At 40.7% G+C, this 18,267-nt stretch carries 13 protein-coding genes; 1 reads left to right on the forward strand and 12 read right to left on the reverse strand.

All coding sequences use genetic code 11. The annotated features are described in order from the left end of the window. Nucleotides 1-206 precede the first annotated feature (206 nt). From KTO63_RS05850 to guaA, 6 genes are all read right to left on the reverse strand, one after another. Nucleotides 207-1,004, reverse strand: coding sequence for an O-methyltransferase (locus tag KTO63_RS05850; protein ID WP_217790314.1), 798 nt, complete (start codon nt 1,002-1,004; stop codon nt 207-209). Nucleotides 1,005-1,132: 128 nt separating this feature from the next. Continuing rightward, entirely contained in the window at nt 1,133-1,627 is a 495-nt protein-coding gene (locus tag KTO63_RS05855; RefSeq protein WP_217790315.1) for a dihydrofolate reductase, read from the reverse strand. A gap of 269 nt (nt 1,628-1,896) precedes the next feature. Next, entirely contained in the window at nt 1,897-2,691 is a 795-nt protein-coding gene (locus KTO63_RS05860; protein ID WP_217790316.1) for a thymidylate synthase, read from the reverse strand. Between the two features lie 189 nt (nt 2,692-2,880). Next, a complete protein-coding gene (locus KTO63_RS05865) occupies nt 2,881-3,324 on the reverse strand; it encodes a single-stranded DNA-binding protein (protein WP_217790317.1) in 444 nt (147 codons plus the stop codon). 258 nt (nt 3,325-3,582) lie between these two features. Continuing rightward, complete coding sequence (locus KTO63_RS05870; RefSeq protein WP_217790318.1) at nt 3,583-4,752, reverse strand: ABC transporter substrate-binding protein; 1,170 nt, start codon at nt 4,750-4,752, stop codon at nt 3,583-3,585. Between the two features lie 152 nt (nt 4,753-4,904). After that, nucleotides 4,905-6,446, reverse strand: coding sequence for a glutamine-hydrolyzing GMP synthase (gene guaA, locus KTO63_RS05875; protein WP_217790319.1), 1,542 nt, complete (start codon nt 6,444-6,446; stop codon nt 4,905-4,907). A 211-nt stretch (nt 6,447-6,657) separates the two neighbouring features. Here guaA and KTO63_RS05880 point away from each other — a divergent pair, with 211 nt between their 5' ends. After that, nucleotides 6,658-7,383, forward strand: coding sequence for a head GIN domain-containing protein (locus KTO63_RS05880; RefSeq protein WP_217790320.1), 726 nt, complete (start codon nt 6,658-6,660; stop codon nt 7,381-7,383). A gap of 155 nt (nt 7,384-7,538) precedes the next feature. Here KTO63_RS05880 and KTO63_RS05885 read toward each other — a convergent pair whose 3' ends face one another. From KTO63_RS05885 to KTO63_RS05910, 6 genes are all read right to left on the reverse strand, one after another. Continuing rightward, a complete protein-coding gene (locus tag KTO63_RS05885; protein WP_217790321.1) occupies nt 7,539-8,153 on the reverse strand; it encodes a hypothetical protein in 615 nt (204 codons plus the stop codon). Between the two features lie 371 nt (nt 8,154-8,524). Further along, the gene (locus KTO63_RS05890) at nt 8,525-9,061 is read right to left on the reverse strand and encodes a hypothetical protein (RefSeq protein ID WP_217790322.1); all 537 of its coding nucleotides are present in this window, start codon (nt 9,059-9,061) and stop codon (nt 8,525-8,527) included. Between the two features lie 1,341 nt (nt 9,062-10,402). Beyond that, nucleotides 10,403-11,707, reverse strand: a complete 1,305-nt coding sequence (locus tag KTO63_RS05895) for a DUF4302 domain-containing protein (RefSeq protein ID WP_217790323.1) — start codon at nt 11,705-11,707, stop codon at nt 10,403-10,405. 32 nt (nt 11,708-11,739) lie between these two features. Next, on the reverse strand, nt 11,740-12,648 hold the full coding sequence (locus tag KTO63_RS05900) for a zinc-binding metallopeptidase (RefSeq protein ID WP_217790324.1): 909 nt from the start codon (nt 12,646-12,648) through the stop codon (nt 11,740-11,742). A 35-nt stretch (nt 12,649-12,683) separates the two neighbouring features. Further along, nucleotides 12,684-14,150 carry a RagB/SusD family nutrient uptake outer membrane protein gene (locus KTO63_RS05905; protein WP_217790325.1) on the reverse strand — a complete coding sequence of 489 codons (1,467 nt, stop codon included), beginning with the start codon at nt 14,148-14,150 and terminating at the stop codon, nt 12,684-12,686. 11 nt (nt 14,151-14,161) lie between these two features. Next, nucleotides 14,162-17,848, reverse strand: a complete 3,687-nt coding sequence (locus KTO63_RS05910) for a SusC/RagA family TonB-linked outer membrane protein (protein ID WP_232373051.1) — start codon at nt 17,846-17,848, stop codon at nt 14,162-14,164. Nucleotides 17,849-18,267 lie beyond the last annotated feature (419 nt).

The following is an 18,267-nucleotide window of genomic DNA, read 5'->3' on the forward strand; positions in this document are numbered from 1 at the left end:
TATTTACAAGCCGCCTAAAAACATTTTTTGGCAGTTTATGAGTCTTAGAATACACAAAGGTGGCGCAAAGAAAACGAAGGGTTACGGCTTATGCAATCTTTGTTTTCTTTGCGCATACTTCGCGCTCTTTGCGGTTAAAAAGTATGCTTGCGTAGCTAAAAAAATCAGTGCAAATCTGCTCAATCTGCGTCATCTGTGTGCCTTCTCTAAAATCGAATTACAAAATCTTGCTTCTTCTTAAAGTCTTTTCTGAAGAATACCAATCCGATGAAGAATAGATCGATGGTGTATTGAACTGCTTCGTGTTTTTTGATTTCTTCCCAGGCTTCTTCCATTTCCTGGCTCCAGTGGATGTCGTCGAAGATTAAAATGGAGTGATCGTTTACTTTTTGCAAAAATGCATTAAAGTAATCGAGTGTTGGTTTTTTGCGATGATTGCCGTCGATAAATGCAAGATCAACTTTTTGTAGTGTTGCTAAAGTAGATGAAAGGGTTTCATCGAAGTTGCCCGTTACAACCTGCACATTTTGAAAACCCAGCAAGCGAAAATTCTCCTTTGCTTTCTGCGCTACTGCCGCCGCGCCTTCCATGGTAAGAACAGAAGATTTTGCATTGCCGCTGGCAAGATAAGATGTTGACATACCCAGCGAAGTGCCCAACTCTACTATGTTTTGCGGCTGATAATAATTAACTATGCGAAACAACAATTGCCCCAGCTTTGCAGACTTAGCGGCAAGCTTTGCAATATTACCAATGCTGCGTTGTTTCTTGTTATCCTTTACTGATCCTGCTCCAAAATCTTCTACTTCGATTACATTATGATCGTTTAACAATTTTGTTCTTAAAGCCTCGATCTTTTCAAAAGAATAATACTGCCGTTTGTCATTGAGCACGTTTATCACAAAATCAAAAACAAAAGGAGAATGAATGCCATGCCCCTTTCCATTAAGCGCTGTAACGTAATACCCGAGATATTTTTGAGCCAGTTTGAATTTACTATACATGAGAAAGTTGAGAGTTGAGAGTTGAAAGTTGAAAGTTGAAAGTTGAGAGTTATATGTCTTACCCCTTCAACTACACCACATTATATAACTAATGCTACACCGATTAATTCTTAATTATTAATTATTAATTATCGTCTCTCCCACACCTGAAAACTATACTCATACGCATGTTTATCATCAATGGGAAAATCCTGGTTCGACGTCAATTTCCATTCGCTGGTATTGATCTCTGGAAAGAACGCATCAGCATCGTTGAAAGATGCGTGAACGCGGGTGATATAAATCTTGTTTGCCATCGGCAACATTTCTTTGTATATCTGTGCGCCGCCAATTACAAATACTTCTTTTGAATCGGTTCCTTCAGCAGCTTTCAACGCATCCTGTATATTCCTGACAACAATGGCGTCATCTGCTTTCCAGTCGTCCTGGCGCGTGATCACAATGTTTTTCCTTCCGTTAAGCGCTTTGCCAAGGGATTCAAAAGTTTTACGACCCATTATGCACGGCATCGCCCATGTTATGTTCTTAAAAAACTTTGTATCATTTGGCAATCGCCAAAGCAATTCATTGTTCTTACCTATTGCATTGTTCTCTGAAGCTGCTACGACAAAAGAAATGATCATGTAATTAATTTGAAAATTTGGGAATTTGAAAATTTGATAATGGAGAGAATGGAACGCCCACCTGAATGACTTTAGTCGGGCAGGCTGATTTTCATGATTGTCATGATTTGTTATGATTTACGATTTTGAGATTTGATGCACTCAAAGTATGTCAATCATGTGTTCCAACGTCACACAAAATGCATTCTTAATTCTTAATTCCTAATTCTTAATTTAAACGCCTTCGCGATACCCCTATTAATTCTTAATTATTAATTATTAATTGCTCTCTAAACCGCAACAGGCGCCTTAATCGCCGGATGGCTCTGATAATTTTCCAATGTAAAATCTTCAAACTTAAAATCGAAGATGTCTTTTACTTCCGGATTGAGTTTCATTGTTGGCAATGGAAACGGTGTTCTTGTTAGTTGCAGTTTGGCTTGCTCAATGTGATTACTGTATAAATGAACATCGCCAAAAGTGTGTACGAAATCGCCTGCCTCCAGTCCGCAAACCTGCGCCATCATCATTGTTAGCAATGCATACGAGGCAATGTTAAAAGGCACACCTAAAAATACGTCTGCGCTACGTTGATACAACTGGCAGCTTAATTTGCCGTTGGCTACGTAAAACTGGAACAACGAGTGGCATGGCATTAGTGCCATTTCGGGAAGTTCTGCTACGTTCCAAGCGCTCACTATCATGCGGCGGCTATCGGGATTGTTTTTTATCTGTTTTACAACATCGCTGATCTGGTCGATCGTTTTGCCATCGGCGCCTTCCCAGCTGCGCCATTGTTTGCCGTACACCGGACCAAGCTCTCCATTTGCATCGGCCCATTCGTTCCAAATGCTTACGCCATGTTCTTTTAGATATGCGATGTTGGTTTCTCCTCTCAGGAACCAAAGCAGCTCATAAATGATGCTTTTTAAATGCAATTTCTTAGTGGTTACCAAAGGAAAGCCCTCCGACAAATCGAAGCGCATCTGGTATCCAAAACAACTGGCGGTACCCGTACCGGTTCTGTCGGTTTTAGAAGCACCATTGTCCATTATATGCTGAAGAAGCTGAAGGTATTGTTGCATGCCTGCAAATTACCTCTTAATTGGAAAATGGCACAATTGAAAAATGGAGGTGGGGAAAAGGCGGGGAAAAGCGTTGACGCAGATACGCCACGCGCAATGCCGGCTGGGATAACCGTCAAAAAAAACGCAGACACGCGGCTCTAATTGGCTAAGCTGCATATCTGCGCTGAGAAAAGAAAAAAGATTTTCTTAGAATGGCAAGTCGTCAACAGGTTCTGAAACCGCTGGTCCGCTTTGTGGTTGGCTATAACCACCGCCGCTGTTACCACTATAGGTGTTGCCAGCTGCCGGAGAACTATAGTCGCCAGGACCCGCAGCTTTTTGACCCAATAGTTGTACACTTTGTACGCGTAATGTAAGTGACGCGCCGGTGCTACCATCGTTTTTTGGATAAGTACGCACTTCAGGAGTACCTTCTACATAAACCTGTGTGCCTTTTTTCAGATAAGGTGCTACGGCTGTTCTATCGCTCCAGTAAGCGCAATCTACCCAAATGGTTTTTTCTTGCTGATTACCTTGTGCATCACGGAATTTTTCAGTGTGTGCAACATTGAAGTTCATTACACTTTTTCCGTTTACAGTGTTGGTAACACAATCCTTACCGAGGTTTCCGATAACTTGTAGCTTAATCATAACTCAAAAATTTAGCTTCGTAATTAAATTAGTTTAAGCGAGCAATTTAGAGAGAAAATTTGAAAATTTGAGGATTTGAAAATTTGAAAATTGCGTTGCTGACGGCTTATTTTTCCCCATTATATTACCATTTCAAGATTTTTGAAGCCGCAGCTTGATTCACATAGCATTATCCCACTTTTCAATACATTATGTAACAAAAAAATGGAAGATGTTACACCTTCCATTTTCAAATTTTCAAATCCTCAAATTTTCAAATTAGTACACAGCTTTCACTACGCCGGCCGTCTTTTTCACAAAATACAGCTTGTGGTTTTCGAAGTACTCGAGCTGCTGTGTTTGCATGTTGAGAATGGTCGGTTGAATGTCGAAGTCGGTGAATACTTTGAACTTTTTGTCGCCGATATTAGAGTCGATATTCTTTCCGTAAGTATTTAACAAGAGACCGAAATGCATGAACGTTTCATAACCGCGGAAAACCATGTCACTTGGCCTCGAGTAAAAATTAGTTTTAAAATAGTTGTTGATGCTTGTGCTAACGGCATCTACTTTGGCATTGTAGAACGGAGTGGAATAAAAAATATCAAGGCTGTATTTTTCCAGATCCTTCATTCCATCCCAGGTGGGCATGCCCATTACCTGCAGCGGATATGTTTTTGAAAGTGCAGACAATTGCGTACAAAGATTTGCGGCAAAGTCTTCATCCAGGCTACCGGCAACACAAACCGATTGTCTTGTGCTGTCAAGGAAAGGGACTAAGTCATCTGCTGTAAAGCCCGCTTCAAGGTTTACATATTTCAATTTCAATTTTACCGAAGCGGTGTTGGCTGCTATTTCATCGAAATATCCTTTTAAGCGATCTTCCTGTTCTCCTTTTTGGCGAAAAACGATTACAGGAGATGTGCCGTAATTTTTCTGCAAAAATTTATAAATACCGAAGCAGTGCGTACGCAATGTTGAGTTCAATAAAACAAAATATGGATTATTGGTAATGTTACCGTCGTTGGGGAAGTTAGGATTGACAAAAGGGATCTTTTTGCGCAGCGCTATTTCCGCCAGCATTTTCATTTCTGTGCTTGATGTGTGGCCAATAATGAGATCCACATTATCAAACTCCGGAAGTTGTGTTATTTCAAAAATTGATTTATTGGAGCGGGTGTCATATACCTGCACGTCCAGAGCAAGGTTTAGCTTCCTCATGGAATCGATGGCCAGTTGAACGCCTTCGTAAAATTCCAAACCGGGATTGAGGAATTTGGGAAACTGTTTTCCGTAGCGGTAATTGTTAGTAGCATCAAATGCCGAGTCCAAATAGAGGGGCAAAAAGATAGCGACGGTGCTTCGTTTCGTGGTATCGGATGGTGTAAAACAAAATGCATTTTTTCCAAACGAACATAAGAGAACAAAAACAATAAGAAGTTTTTTCATTGGAAATAATTATAAATAAAAACGTGAGTTGTTAATAACGGTCGTATGGCACATTGTTACCAGTACTCTTTCTATTAACAACTCACGCGAATAAACGAAAATTTTACCTCACCCCCAACCCCTCTCCCGAGGGAGAGGGGCGAGAAATAGTCTTATTCCCACTCAATAGTTGCCGGTGGTTTACTACTGATATCGTATACTACCCTGTTTATACCCCTTACGTTATTGATAATTTCATTCGAAATGTGTGCCAGAAAATCATAAGGCAGGTGCGCCCAGTCTGCAGTCATACCGTCTACTGACGTTACGGCTCTTAGTGCCAAAGTGTATTCGTAAGTTCTTTCGTCGCCCATTACACCTACGCTTTTTACCGGAAGCAAAATAGCGCCTGCCTGCCAAATGCTGTTATACAAATTATGTTCTCTCAAACCATTTATATAAACGTGATCTGCATCTTGCAAAAGTTGAACTTTTTCTTCGGTCACTTCTCCCAAAATACGGATGGCTAAACCCGGGCCAGGGAAAGGATGGCGTCCCAACATTTCGTCTGGAATACCCAATTCTTTACCCACACGTCTTACTTCATCTTTGAACAAGAAACGCAATGGCTCTACCAGCTGCATGTGCATTTTTTCCGGAAGGCCGCCTACATTGTGGTGAGATTTGATGGTAACTGAAGGCCCATGTACAGAAATACTTTCAATAACATCCGGATAAATGGTGCCTTGACCAAGCATTTCAATGCCTTCCAGTTTGTGCGCTTCTTCCTGGAAAACGTCGATGAACAATTTACCGATCACTTTGCGTTTTGCTTCAGGATCCGTTTTGCCTTTGAACTCATCGTAAAAACGTTGTTTTGCATCAACGCCTTTTACGTTCAAGCCTATTTTATTATAAGTATCAAGTACTTGTTGAAATTCATTTTTGCGAAGCACGCCGTTGTCAACAAAAATTCCGAAAAGGTTGCTGCCAATTGCCTTGTGAATAAGCGTTGCTGCTACAGTAGAATCTACCCCACCGCTTAGCGCCATGATCACTTTTCTGCTACCAATCTGTTTTTTCAATTGCTCAACAGTATCGGTTACAAAGTGTGCCGGCGTCCAGTCTTGTGAGCAACCGCAAACATTTACGAGGAAGTTTTGCAGTATCTTTTTGCCTTCGGCAGAGTGGTACACCTCAGGGTGAAATTGCAAACCGTATAGTGAATGTGTATCGTTGTTATTGTTTATTCTGCGGAAAGCCGCCACAGGAATGCTGGCTGTAGTTGCCAATACTTCAAAACCTTCCGGTAATTCTTTAATGGAATCACTGTGGCTCATCCATACCTGGCTCATGTCGCTTACGTTGTGCAGCAGCACATCATTGATGTGTTTTTGCATCATGGCGCGACCGTATTCGCGCTTGTTGCTTTTTTCAACACGACCGCCAAAAACCTTGGCAGTTAACTGTGCACCATAGCAAACGCCTAGTACAGGTACTTTTGTTATAAAGTCTGCGATGTCTACCACGGGAGCCTTTTCTTCATTTACAGAAAAAGGTGATCCTGAAAGGATTATGCCCTTAAGAGAGGCATCAACTTCAAACTTTTTGTGGTAGGGAATAATTTCGCAGTAAACATTGGCCTCACGTACGGCCCTGGCTATTAATTGTGTATATTGGGAGCCAAAATCGAGAATTAATATTTTTTCCGTCATTGTGACGCGAAGGTAAAAAAGATTTGAAAAACGAGATTAGAAATTTAGAACGTGAACCGGGAATGGTGAAACGTGAATGTAATATACCTCGCAAACGTAGCTCGGTCATTTTCAAATCTTCAAATTTTCAAATTCCCAAATTTCTCTTGTAACCTTAAAAGTCCGAACGTCGTCATATCTTCGATTCAATTTTTATAATAAACACAACATAATGAAACACTTAGCATTCCTGTTCTTAGCTGTTCTTATTGTAGCTTCTTCCTGCAATTTCATGGGAGGCAAGCGAGTACCCGGAAACGGCAATGTAACCACTTCTGAAAAAACAGTTTCTTCTTTTACACAGGTTGAGCAAAAAGGCTCTTTTGATGTGTATGTGTCTACCGGAAGTACTTATTCGGTGAAAATTGAGGCAGAAGATAACTTGCTTCCATACATTGAAACGAATGTCAACAATGGCAAACTGGAAATTGACACCAAGAAAGGCTTTTGGCTCCGCCCAACAAAAAGCCTGAAAGTATATGTAACTGCACCTACTTTTTCAGCCATCCGTTCTTATGGAAGCGGCAATATTACGAGTCAAAATACAATCTATGATTCTTCTAAAATAGAATTGTCTGTTAGCGGCAGCGCAGATATTAAAGCGACTGTTGATGCTCCTGAAGTACATTCCGAAGTTACCGGAAGCGGCAATGCTGACCTGAACGGACAAACGAAAACATTCAACGGTAATGTGAGGGGCAGCGGTAACATCAACGCATTTGACCTGAAAGCTGAAGAAGCGAAAGTGGAAATTTCCGGCAGCGGTAACGCTAATTTGTTTGCAAGTGTGAAACTGGATGTTACTGTAAACGGCAGCGGCGATGTAAGCTACAAAGGCAATGCTCCGCAAGTAAGCAGCAATATGCATGGAAGCGGCAGCTTGAAGAAGGTGGAGTAGAGCACTATTAAAAATTTGAAGATTTGAAAATTTGAAAATGCATTTAGTGCGTTAGTCGTTATAATTATTGGCTGCGACAAAAGACTAAAACCTATGACTGACGAATGGCTAACCGGAAGCATTTTCAAATTTTCAAATCTTCAAATTCTTAATTTTTAATTCTTAATTCCCAGATAACTTTTCACCTGCGCATAATCGTTCCAGTCTATTTTGCTCGCGCTTTGGTCCTTAACGCCTCCGGGAATCAGTACATACCTGAACTGGTAGGACTTGTTCGGATCGGGCGAAAAACTAATAGTGCTAAAGTCTTTGTTTGCCTTTACAGTAATGGTTTGTTCATAAAATGACAGACTGGCCTTTACTGAATCATCATAAAAAGGAAGTGGATATACAGTGGTGATTTCTGTGTCAGGGTTGTACTCGTTCATGTAAACTTTTATCTCACCCATGTTTAAAATATCTGAACTGAGTTTGGGTGCTGAAATTTGCGCGAAATACCCGGTAGTATCGAGTAGCGAGGGGTCGTTAGGATCTTCCACGGTGGTTGGCTGGAAGCCTACGTCGAGCCATGCGGAATAAATAACATTGGCAGCGCCGGTATCACCTTTGGCGCCTGTGGAACCATCTTTACCGTCTTTGCCATTAGCACCTGTTCCACCGGTTGCGCCAGTGGGACCAGCAGGCCCGGCCGGACCGGCATCGCCTTTCTGGCAAGAGTAAACAAATAATGAGAAGGCTAATAAAAGCCCGAAAAATGAATAACTTTTCATAGTGGTACGATTTGGATTTTAACCAGGTTGATTTTCAATCTTCGGCCAAATTAGCTAAATATCTACCTGCTGGCAATGCCTGTAAAAAAGGATCTGCTGGCAGTTTCGCATTACCCAAACTAACAGAAAGCAATAACAGCGATGGTTTTCAATGCTAAAGCGGGAAGCTTCTTTTCAACGATCACTATATTTTCATCAAATCGAAGTAATAGCACGAGCAAAAAAGGGGTATTAACACCAATGGCGTTTTCAGTTTTTACTATCAAGTATCGTAGTATGTCGGCCCCGGCTGCAAAGCTTACTAGCATAAAACAAAAAAGGGAAGCTGTGAAAGCTTCCCCTTTTGATATTATTGAGACTACAGTCTATTCTTAGTTCTGAATGTTCAGGAACTCTTGCACTTTTGCATAGTTTTTCCAGTCAACACTGTTGCTTGCAGCGGTACCGCCAGGAATAATTACATAACGGAATTGATATGCAGGGAAAGACGTATCAATATAATTTAAAACGATAGCGCCTTTTCTAACTCCTACTGTGAAGCCATAGCTCTCAGCTTCTATTACAGTTGGCGTAGCCGTAGTACCTACATTCAGGTACACCTTAACCATTCCTTTGTTAAGAATATCGTCAGTTATTAAACTTTCGGTTATACTAAAACCATACAAATAGGTATAAGTAACACCGTCGGAATTTTTAGCTGAGTCTATTTTTGTAACGCCAGTTGCATTAAACCATTTTGAATAATACACATTAGCTGTACCGGCAGCACCAGCAGGACCGGCAGGACCAGCAGGGCCGGCAGGACCAGCAGCACCTGTTGCACCAGCAGGACCAGCGTCACCTTTCTGACATGACACAGCAAAAACAGAGGCAGCCACAACCAGGGCCAAAAACATAATCTTTCTCATAATGATAATTTTGAAATGTTAATAAAAGTTGATTTTGTATTAGAATTTAAATTTAAACAAACATTTTTTGTGTAGCCAACATTTGGCCTAAAAACAGGTATTAACCACTAGAAAAAACATGTGCTTAATTACCATATGAAACGAGCAGCATTCCTTTAAATTAATAAAAGAAAACTTCAGCGTTTAAAAATCTTTCCCGTCGATTCGCAGTCCAAAAAACGGCGAGCGCCAAAACCATTTTGCAATCATAACTGGCATCTCCGTTTGACTAAAATCAACATCCCTTACCCCAATTACTTGCACTGTATATTTTATTAAACAAGGACATTGTAGAAACAATCCCTTGGGTCTAAACTTAATGCTTAAGAAAACGTTTAAGCCAGTTTATTGACAACAGCTTCTAAAAAACACATGAATGAAACATTCTTATTAGCTGGCTATTTGCTTTGATCGCTTATAGCGATAAACAGTCAGCTGTATATTTTGTTCGTGTCATAACGGTTAAACGAGGTTTAATTGTGTATAAACCTTTTCCTTCCTTTCTGCAGACACTTTTTTTATCATTTTGGGTGACAACCTGAAACATTTTTCTTCAAAAACAAGGCAAGGCCATTGTAGAAACAATCCCTTGAATTAGTCACCATGAGAAAACGATTTTAATTGAGAGTTGAGAATTGAGAGTGGAGAGTTGTTAGGCTTCAGTCATGAACTAACCTATAGGCATAACAACTCTCAACTCTCAATTCTCCACTCTAGCCGCGGGTTTGGGGAGGACTTCAAATGGTTTGCAAAATCTTTTCTGCACCTGCTATTGGACGGTAACAGGCATATGCATCTAAGCCCCTCCCCCGCGGCCTCATGAACTATTTTTTTGTTCAATGTTTACTGGAAAATATTTTTATATCCGGCAAGCCTTTATCAAAGCAAGTTGCGGATATTTTTAAGGTCGGAATTCTATTAGTCAAAGATCAAAGCGAGGCCTGAATTGGCAATTTGCAGATACAACACAAGCCAATCGTTTATGCAGCAAACTGCTGCTTATGTTTTCTCATCGGGTAAAGTTCAAATGGTGTTGTTCGTGGTACGTAGATAATCAGATAGGAAGTAAGCATTTGTCGGGTCGTTGTGGGGTTCTCAAATACTTACGTGGATAAGTTAGCGGTCTTTCATTAATAACTGAGTAACTGAATAACTGAATAACTGAGTGTCTCATGTTCGAGATGTCTCTATTATTAAGCTATTCAACTATTCGACGATTCAGTTACTCAGTTATTCAGTTACTCAGTTATTCAGTTACTCAGTTATTCAGTTACTCAGTTATTCAGTTATTCAGTTATTTCATCACTCAACCCAATACCACCGCAACCACGTCTTCGCATCTCTCACGCCTACCATATCGATAGTGGTTGGGCCTACTTGTAAAAAGTAGTAACCCTGAGGGTCTGTAAAAGCTGCTGTTGTTAGTGTAACATACAACGGGGCATTAGCCGAATCAGGTTTGTAAGTATTGAAAATAGCTCTGCCATCAGTGATGAATGTTGGCACGAAACTGCTGCTGTTAGGAATAGTCAGGATATTGTCTTTTACTGCAGCATATGCCATCCAATCCCAGTATGTTGTTTTAGTAGCAGTATCATATGCAGGTAAATAAGCCATGTAGTAGAACCCTGGAATAGATTGTACGCCGAACGCATCATCTACACCATTTTGATGGAAGCCAAGATTCACCCAATAGCCTTGCTGTATTTTGTACAACCACCAGCTGGTCGCACCGTTTTTATTAACGACTACCGGAGCGATCGCTTCACCAATGGCAATATTTGTAGTGCCATTAACTTTTGTATTCACTTTACCGTTGGCCCAGGTCATGTCGGTTAATGAAGAAATAGTAGCAGTACCAATTTTTACCGGATTTGTAAACACTGCACCATTAGGATTTTCAGGTCGGTAAACAAACGAAGCTGTAACCGGAGTTCTTATACCAGAGGAATTGTAAGTGAAGAACACGATTTGTCTGCTATAGTGGTAAAACTCAACATCCACATCTACACCACCTATTGTTGTTCTCTTAAAGTAAGTAAGAAAATCAGTGATGTGTTGTAAACCCAACGCTCTTGTCCAATCACCTTTTGTCCATAGATCAGCTTCATGCTGTGTGGCTTTAACAAGATCAAGCTCTGTTCCGTTTTGTCTTCCTTTCAGTTTGATCGTATCTCCCTTAACGGTATCAATTGCAAATTCAAAATCCGCTACCAAACCTGCTCCTGCATCACCTCCGTTTACGTACGGATTAGGATCTGCCAGCATGTGCAAATAAGAGTAAGTATCGAAGATCAAGCATGGTTGCTGCAACGCTTTAATGCGATAGCTGCTTTCACGTGGATGTGTAGTAGCGGTATCAAAATCTGAATACATCACCACACGGTTTTGATTGTTGAAAGTAAAATAGAAATTAAAGGCCTGACCGGTACCGGTGCGGTACAACGCTTTCCAACCGTTTGGAGAGCTAAGGACATCAGCCTGGTATTTCGCCAAAGCCGCATTGATCCTTTCATCCGGGGTTTGATCGAATACAGATTTCTCTTCTTTCTGGCAGGAAGAAAGCGCTGCCATTGCCACAAAGAGGTATAAAAAAAATCTTTTCATTGTTATTGATTGATTCAATTATTTAAATGCTTTTAGTAAAGAAGTGCTTCCAGAGACGCTCTTGTTCTCTTTTGTAAGCTATAGAAATCAATTCCCCAAACGTCTTTGTAATAGTTTACAACCATTGCTTCTTTTTGTCTCAATCTAGCCTGAGCTGTAGCAGCGGTAGTTCCGTTACTGTTTGTACCCTGGATGCTGTTTACCAATCTGTCGAAACCGTCTTTACCCTCAATCAGCAATATGGAAATTGTTTCTACCCAGTCATCGTCGGTACCTGACATTGCATAAGATGTTACAAATCCTTCTGAGTGTGCATACTCATCCGAAAGGTTGTTCCAGTTTGCAGTATACAATCCTACAGTGATCTTTTTAAACTCCAGAGGATACATGATCGTTTGGTGCAAAATGTGACCAAACTCGTGCTCAATGGTGTGGATCTGCATTTTAACGGTTGCAGTGTCTGCTTTTTTGTAACCCGGCATTCCTTTAATATTGAAATCGTTCACTACAAACAATTCGATACGGCGGCCGCCTTCTGCCTGGCCAAGTGTGATCGTACCATTTGTGTTGTATTGCGCACTACCTACAAGTACAAAAAATTTAGGGCTGTATTTTTTGAAAAACATCGTACCCGCTTCTGCTACGTAGTTATCGATCCAAACTGATTTGATTGATTGCATCAGAGGAATTACTTTTTCCTCTTTTGGTGGAACCAGTTGTTTGTTCAATGCCAATTCAGATTGGTCCCATTTATACTTCACAGATATGTTGAAAGGATCAACATAGTTTTGAAGTATCCAGTTGTCAATCGGGCCGTTAACCCATGTATCACCGCCCAAACCAGTAATTGTATCCGGATCTGGCAAAGTCTCTTTTCTTGTGCAGGAAGTTATTGAAACCGCCGCCAGCAAAAAGAACAGGCTATATTTTAATAGTTTCATAATAATATGCTTATTAAGTTTTCTTAAGTTTAGGTTTAACGAGGATTAGGTTCCAATCCTGAAATAGATGTTGCTTGTGGAATTTGGAACATTCTTCTGTTGTCGTCAGCTTTTAAGGTATCGACTTTATTAGTATTGCTTGTATTATCAAAGCCTGCATGTACGACAGGTACGTTGTATCTCGCAAGGTCAAACCATCTCATACCTTCCTGCACAAACTCGGCACGTTTGAAATCCATCAATGCAGCCAGGTAACCAGCCTGCAAATTAGTAGTGCCATAGTAGTTTCTTATTTTGTTAGCTGTAATTGAATGCGAAGCAGGAGAATAGTTATTGATCCTTTTGCTCATGTACAGATTAAGATCATTGTCGGCAGATGTGATATCATTTTTCAGAATATAAGCTTCAGCTCTGTTGAACAATGCTTCTTCCGCCGTAAATATCGGAACCATTACATAACCGTAACCAGTATTCGCATTCACTGAAGTACGTACGAAGTACTCGTTAATCTTTGGAACCATAAAGTTCTCCTCGCCTGATGAATACAATTGGTTTGTAAATGACCAGGTACCACTCGTTACAGGCGTACGGAAAACATCATCCTTAGCTGCCGCACTGAATCCGTAGCGTGAGCTTACAAAACTTCTTGCCCACCATGAAGCGGTTTCCACAAGCAGAATGTTTGCATTCTCTGTCGATTTTGCATATCTCGCGAAAAGCTCATTGTAGTTAAGTTGCAAATAGTCAGTGTTCCATGGACGCAGATTGTTTGCAAAACCAGCTGTACCAAATACTGCGGTAGCGTGTTTGATCACACTATCATACTGCTGTTTGTACAGGTAAAATCTTGCAGCAAACGCATGCGCAGCAGCTTTTGTAAAGTGATATTTTGGAATAGCGTAAGCGTTGTCATCCAGCAATGGCATCCCTTCCTGCAAATCTTTCTCAATCATTTCATAATCATATGCCACTGTTTTTCTGTCATATTGTTTTACCACCACTTCCTCTGGTTCGGTAACGTAAGGAACTCCTGGTGAGGTATTGGTTCCTTTCGCATCATATCTTTTCGCAAATATTGTTGTTAACATGAAATGCGCGTAAGCACGTGCAACCAATGCTTCACCTTTTTGGTGAATATATTTTTGAGGTTCTGTTGCTTCTACACAAGCTGCGTATGCGTGGTTAGCAGCAGCGATGGCAGAGTAACAAGCATTCCAGTAATACTCAGGAGAATCCTGCTGGTTGTCCTGAACATCTTTAAAGAAGTAAGGATCCATGGTAGTGTGATCTGTACCACCTGCGCCTTTATCTGTAACGTTATCAGAAATGGATTCTGTAAATGCCATGTAGTTAGCCTGCGGATATGCAGTAGCCAACAATTGTGAAACCTTTTCAGGTGTATCAAGCGTAGTACGGTTGTCGGGAGCTTTGCCCAGGAATTTGCTACATCCTGCAGCCACCATCAGCACACCGGCTATCGCATATATTGATAATTTTCTCATTGTCCGTTTTTTTAAATACCAACTTTTAATGAAAGAGTAACTTGTTTTTGAATCGGCTGTGCAACACCACCGGCGTTGAAGAACTCAGGGTCCTGGCCTTTCAGTTTTTTATCAGAGTAGATCAACCAAAGGTTGTTACCTGTTAAAGAAAACGATGCGCTACCTAAACCAATCTTTTTAAGTGTTTGCGGAGCAAGATTGTAAATCAGCGATACTGATTTCAAACGGATCAAATCTCCTTTTGCAACACGCTCAGTTGAATAATTATAGTTGTTTGCAGGATAAGCACCTGACAAGATGTAATTTGTCCACATATCCATGATAGACATAACATTTGTTTTTGCTTCGTCACCAGGCAATACCCAACGGTCGTTCAACTCTTTAGGAGTTGCAGACAAGTCTGAGTAAGAAGACTGGAACGCAGGATACAACCTGATCTTGTTGCCAAACTGGTAAGTAAGGAACACGTTCAATGCAAAGGATTTGTAAGTGAATGTGTTGTTCAAACCACCAGTGTATTTAGGATCAACCGGACCCTGGTAAACCAGATACTGTGTGTTTTGATCCTGTAGCCAAACCGCAGGGCTTTCCTGGCCTGTTTCGTTGGTGAACAAAGGCACGCCGTTATCGTGTACCAATTTTTTGAAGTCAATAGAGAACAAGCTGCTTACTGCATAACCTTCTTTGTTTCCACCTTCAGCTTTTACAAGGTCAAAGATGGTAGGTTCGTTTTTAGCATTGGTGATCTTTGTTGTGTTGTAACCGAAAGTGAAATTCGCTCTCCATTTCCAGTCCTTAGCTCTGATGATGTCACCACCTACCATTGCCTCAACACCATGAGATTCCAAATCTCCGTAGTTAGCGTACTTGTAAGCCTCACCACCAATACCGGAAGTTTTCATTATACTGATCAGGTCAAAACTTTTTCTTTGATAAACATCTAAGCTGAAGACAGCTCTGTTTTTCAAAAAGCCTCCATCCAAGCCGATGTTACCAGTATAGTTCTTCTCCCAGGTAAGATCCATGTTTTTCAAGCTTTGTAACGAAATCGAGTTTTCAGTTTCGTCTGAATATGGCCTGTTTGTGATCTGGTTTTTGTAAATAACGCTTGCACTTGTTGCAGGTCCCATACTCGCAGTAAGACCGTAGCTACCTCTTAGTTTCAGGTAATCTAACCAATCAAAATCCTGCATGAAATCTTCGCTTTCGATATTCCATGAACCACCGGCACTCCATGTTGGCAACCAGCGGGCTGCACTTGTTTCGCCCAGTCTGTTTGAACCATCATAACGTGCAGTACCAAAGATGTTGTACTTGTTATTATAAGTATACTGAGCATTTGCGTAGAACGCTACGAAACGGTCATAGCTTTTGCTCATTCCATAATAAGGGAAATTGCTTTCAATGTTTTGTTTCAGAATCTTGTAGTCGATGAAAGGAATTCCACCATTGTTGTACTGATAACCATAACCTGTGTTAGAAAAGTCTTGTCTGTCCGCAGATTTGATCTGGTTACCCACCAAAAGGTTCACATTGTGCTTTTCTGCAAATGTTTTATTGAAAGTCAAACTGTTTCTGATGTCGTAGTTGATCAAATCGTTCTCCGCACGGTTGTAGAAACCACCATAAGGCAATACTACAATTGGCTCTGCTTCAGGATTATCCGGGTCCCTGTAAAGGAATTTGTTCGCCTGGCGGATAGTCGCTGTGTTTGCAGCACGGTAAGCATTTGCCATGTTTGAGTTTTCAGTGATGTTGTGCTCTTGTGTAGATTTCACATAACGCAATGCACCTACAAACTCGTACTTAAAGTTTCTGTTGATCTTATAAGTAAGATCTCCCTGCAAACGGATATCCAACACGTTAATGTCGATATAGTTATTCTTCACCTCATCCAGGATATTGAACGGTGCAAAGTTTCTTGTGAAATATTCCAGGTTGCCTGTGCTATCATAAGCAGTCATCGCACGGCTTGTGTTCAAAGCATAGCTAAATGGGTTGATGTCGAAATCACGATCATACTTACCTTCAACTGCATTTGATTGTCTGCTCAAAGACCCCGGAGCTCTCTGTTGTCTTACAGAAGCAAGTGTAGAGAAACCGGTTGAAATTTTGTCAGACAATTTGTAGTTGTTACGGAAGTTCAATGTGTAACGTTTTACGTTATCAGCAATTGTCCAACCATTGTCGCTATAAAAACTCGTAGAGAAATAAGTCTGCGATTTATCAGTACCTGAAGAAATACTCAATGAGTGCTCCTGCATCAGGTTATTACGGAACATCAGATCAAACCAATCTGTGTTTGCAGTTGCATATCTTTTCAGGTATGCGTTTTTTGCTTGCGGTGTATTTTTCAAAAGGAAGTTACCGCTAACATCCATACTGTCCATCAACTGATACATTTTTCCATAAACGCCGTAGTCAGAGCCATCAAGGATAGACGAATTCATATATCCCTTTCTTTCCAACTCACCATAGACAGACATTTGCTCCGCAGAGTTCATGATGTTGTAGTTGTTGTAACTAGGTTTCAACTGCGTAGTGAAGTTACCTGTGTAACTCACAACAGGTTTACCAACCTTACCTTTTTTAGTGGTAATAACGATAACACCGTTCATCGCTCTTGCACCGTACAACGCAGTCGCAGCCGCATCTTTAAGAATGTCGAAGCTTTCGATATCGTTCGCGTTCAAACCAGCTACTGCAGAACCCAACAATGTTGCAGGGTCACCACTTGACAACTGATCGTTTGAAATGTTTACAAGATCTTCCAGTACGACACCGTCAACTACCCACAAAGGTTTGTTATCACCCATGATAGAAGTAGCACCACGTACACGCACTTTAGGCGCACTACCAAATGTTCCTGATACGTTTTGTACAGAAACCCCTGCAGCACGGCCTTCCAGCATACGGCTCACGTCTGTTACACCATCTGTTTTAATTTCATCAGCTTTCAATCTTACAGAAGCTCCACTGAATTTCTTTTTATCGATATTCTGGAAACCTGTTACGATTACTTCAGACAATGCCTTATCTCCTTCGTTTGATAATGTAATCGCTAAAAAGGACTGTCCTTTAAACACGATTGTTTTCGCAGCTTTACCTACATAGGAAAAGCGGATGCTATCGCCGTTGTGCACGTCAATAGCGTATTCACCTTGTGCGTTGGTGAATACACCTCTTTTCGTATCAAGGTTTTCAACAGATACCTGGTTGAGGATCGCTCCATCTTCCTGGCCCGTTACTTTACCCCTTAGTTTAACTGCCGGCACACTATCAGGGGCGTTATAGCTGGCCGCGGACTTTAAAAGACTTTCTGCTTTTTTGCTGATAGCTTTCGAAATCACTATGTAATTGTTAGCGATCTTGTAAGAGAGAGATTTTCCATTTAAAAGGGTTTCCAACACTTTGTCAAGGGCAGTGTTGTTGAAGTTTGCATCAACTTTTTCTTTGTCGTTAAAAACTTCATTGCTGTAGAAGAATACTAAACCTGTTTGTTTTCTGATCTCAGAAAACACATCACTAAAACTTCCCTGTTTTACGTGAAGTGTAACTTTAATTTCTTGATTTGATCTCTTGTGTGCAGAAGCAAGAGAGGCAAGCGGAATAGTTTGAAGTACCGCTGCTACCGTAACCAAAAGCCATAGCCACATGACGTTGCGCCACACGGAACGGCCAGCTCCGAAAAATCTCATAAGCAATTAAGTTTTTATTAAATTATAAGAGTAAGACACCCATTCAAAAAAAATGGGTGACAAACCTTTGCAAATATTTGTGAGTTATGCGAAAAAATACGTAGGTGTTAACACTCATTTTATCACATACAAAATATCTTAATCTATAAAATGCTTTGTTTCATTTTACCCAAAAACCACAATAACCCTACATGATAAGCGAAAAACAAAAAAAACTGGAGGATAAGGCGGAAAAGACATTCTAATATAGTGAAAAATTAGTTTTCGAATATACGTTAGCGTTATAAAAAAGACAATTAAGAATTAGGAATTAAGAATGCTTTATGTGAAGCGGCCAAACAATCATCTATCTTCCCACCTAGCCAAATATCTCAACGTTCAAACCGGTTGAAAAATATTGTGGAAAGATCGATTGAACG

Origin of the sequence: Pinibacter aurantiacus (assembly GCF_019130065.1) — a bacterium.
GTDB classification, from domain to species: Bacteria; Bacteroidota; Bacteroidia; order Chitinophagales; family Chitinophagaceae; genus Pinibacter; species Pinibacter aurantiacus.

Excerpts from the sequence above, each read along its gene's own strand:
- KTO63_RS05870 (WP_217790318.1), bottom strand. The coding sequence starts at position 4,752 with ATGAAAAAACTTCTTATTGTTTTTGTTCTCTTATGTTCGTTTGGAAAA.
- KTO63_RS05855 (WP_217790315.1), bottom strand. The coding sequence starts at position 1,627 with ATGATCATTTCTTTTGTCGTAGCAGCTTCAGAGAACAATGCAATAGGT.
- guaA (WP_217790319.1), bottom strand. The coding sequence starts at position 6,446 with ATGACGGAAAAAATATTAATTCTCGATTTTGGCTCCCAATATACACAA.
- KTO63_RS05880 (WP_217790320.1), top strand. The coding sequence starts at position 6,658 with ATGAAACACTTAGCATTCCTGTTCTTAGCTGTTCTTATTGTAGCTTCT.
- KTO63_RS05865 (WP_217790317.1), bottom strand. The coding sequence starts at position 3,324 with ATGATTAAGCTACAAGTTATCGGAAACCTCGGTAAGGATTGTGTTACC.
- KTO63_RS05850 (WP_217790314.1), bottom strand. The coding sequence starts at position 1,004 with ATGTATAGTAAATTCAAACTGGCTCAAAAATATCTCGGGTATTACGTT.
- KTO63_RS05885 (WP_217790321.1), bottom strand. The coding sequence starts at position 8,153 with ATGAAAAGTTATTCATTTTTCGGGCTTTTATTAGCCTTCTCATTATTT.
- KTO63_RS05895 (WP_217790323.1), bottom strand. The coding sequence starts at position 11,707 with ATGAAAAGATTTTTTTTATACCTCTTTGTGGCAATGGCAGCGCTTTCT.
- KTO63_RS05900 (WP_217790324.1), bottom strand. The coding sequence starts at position 12,648 with ATGAAACTATTAAAATATAGCCTGTTCTTTTTGCTGGCGGCGGTTTCA.
- KTO63_RS05860 (WP_217790316.1), bottom strand. The coding sequence starts at position 2,691 with ATGCAACAATACCTTCAGCTTCTTCAGCATATAATGGACAATGGTGCT.
- KTO63_RS05905 (WP_217790325.1), bottom strand. The coding sequence starts at position 14,150 with ATGAGAAAATTATCAATATATGCGATAGCCGGTGTGCTGATGGTGGCT.
- KTO63_RS05910 (WP_232373051.1), bottom strand. The coding sequence starts at position 17,848 with ATGAGATTTTTCGGAGCTGGCCGTTCCGTGTGGCGCAACGTCATGTGG.
- KTO63_RS05890 (WP_217790322.1), bottom strand. The coding sequence starts at position 9,061 with ATGAGAAAGATTATGTTTTTGGCCCTGGTTGTGGCTGCCTCTGTTTTT.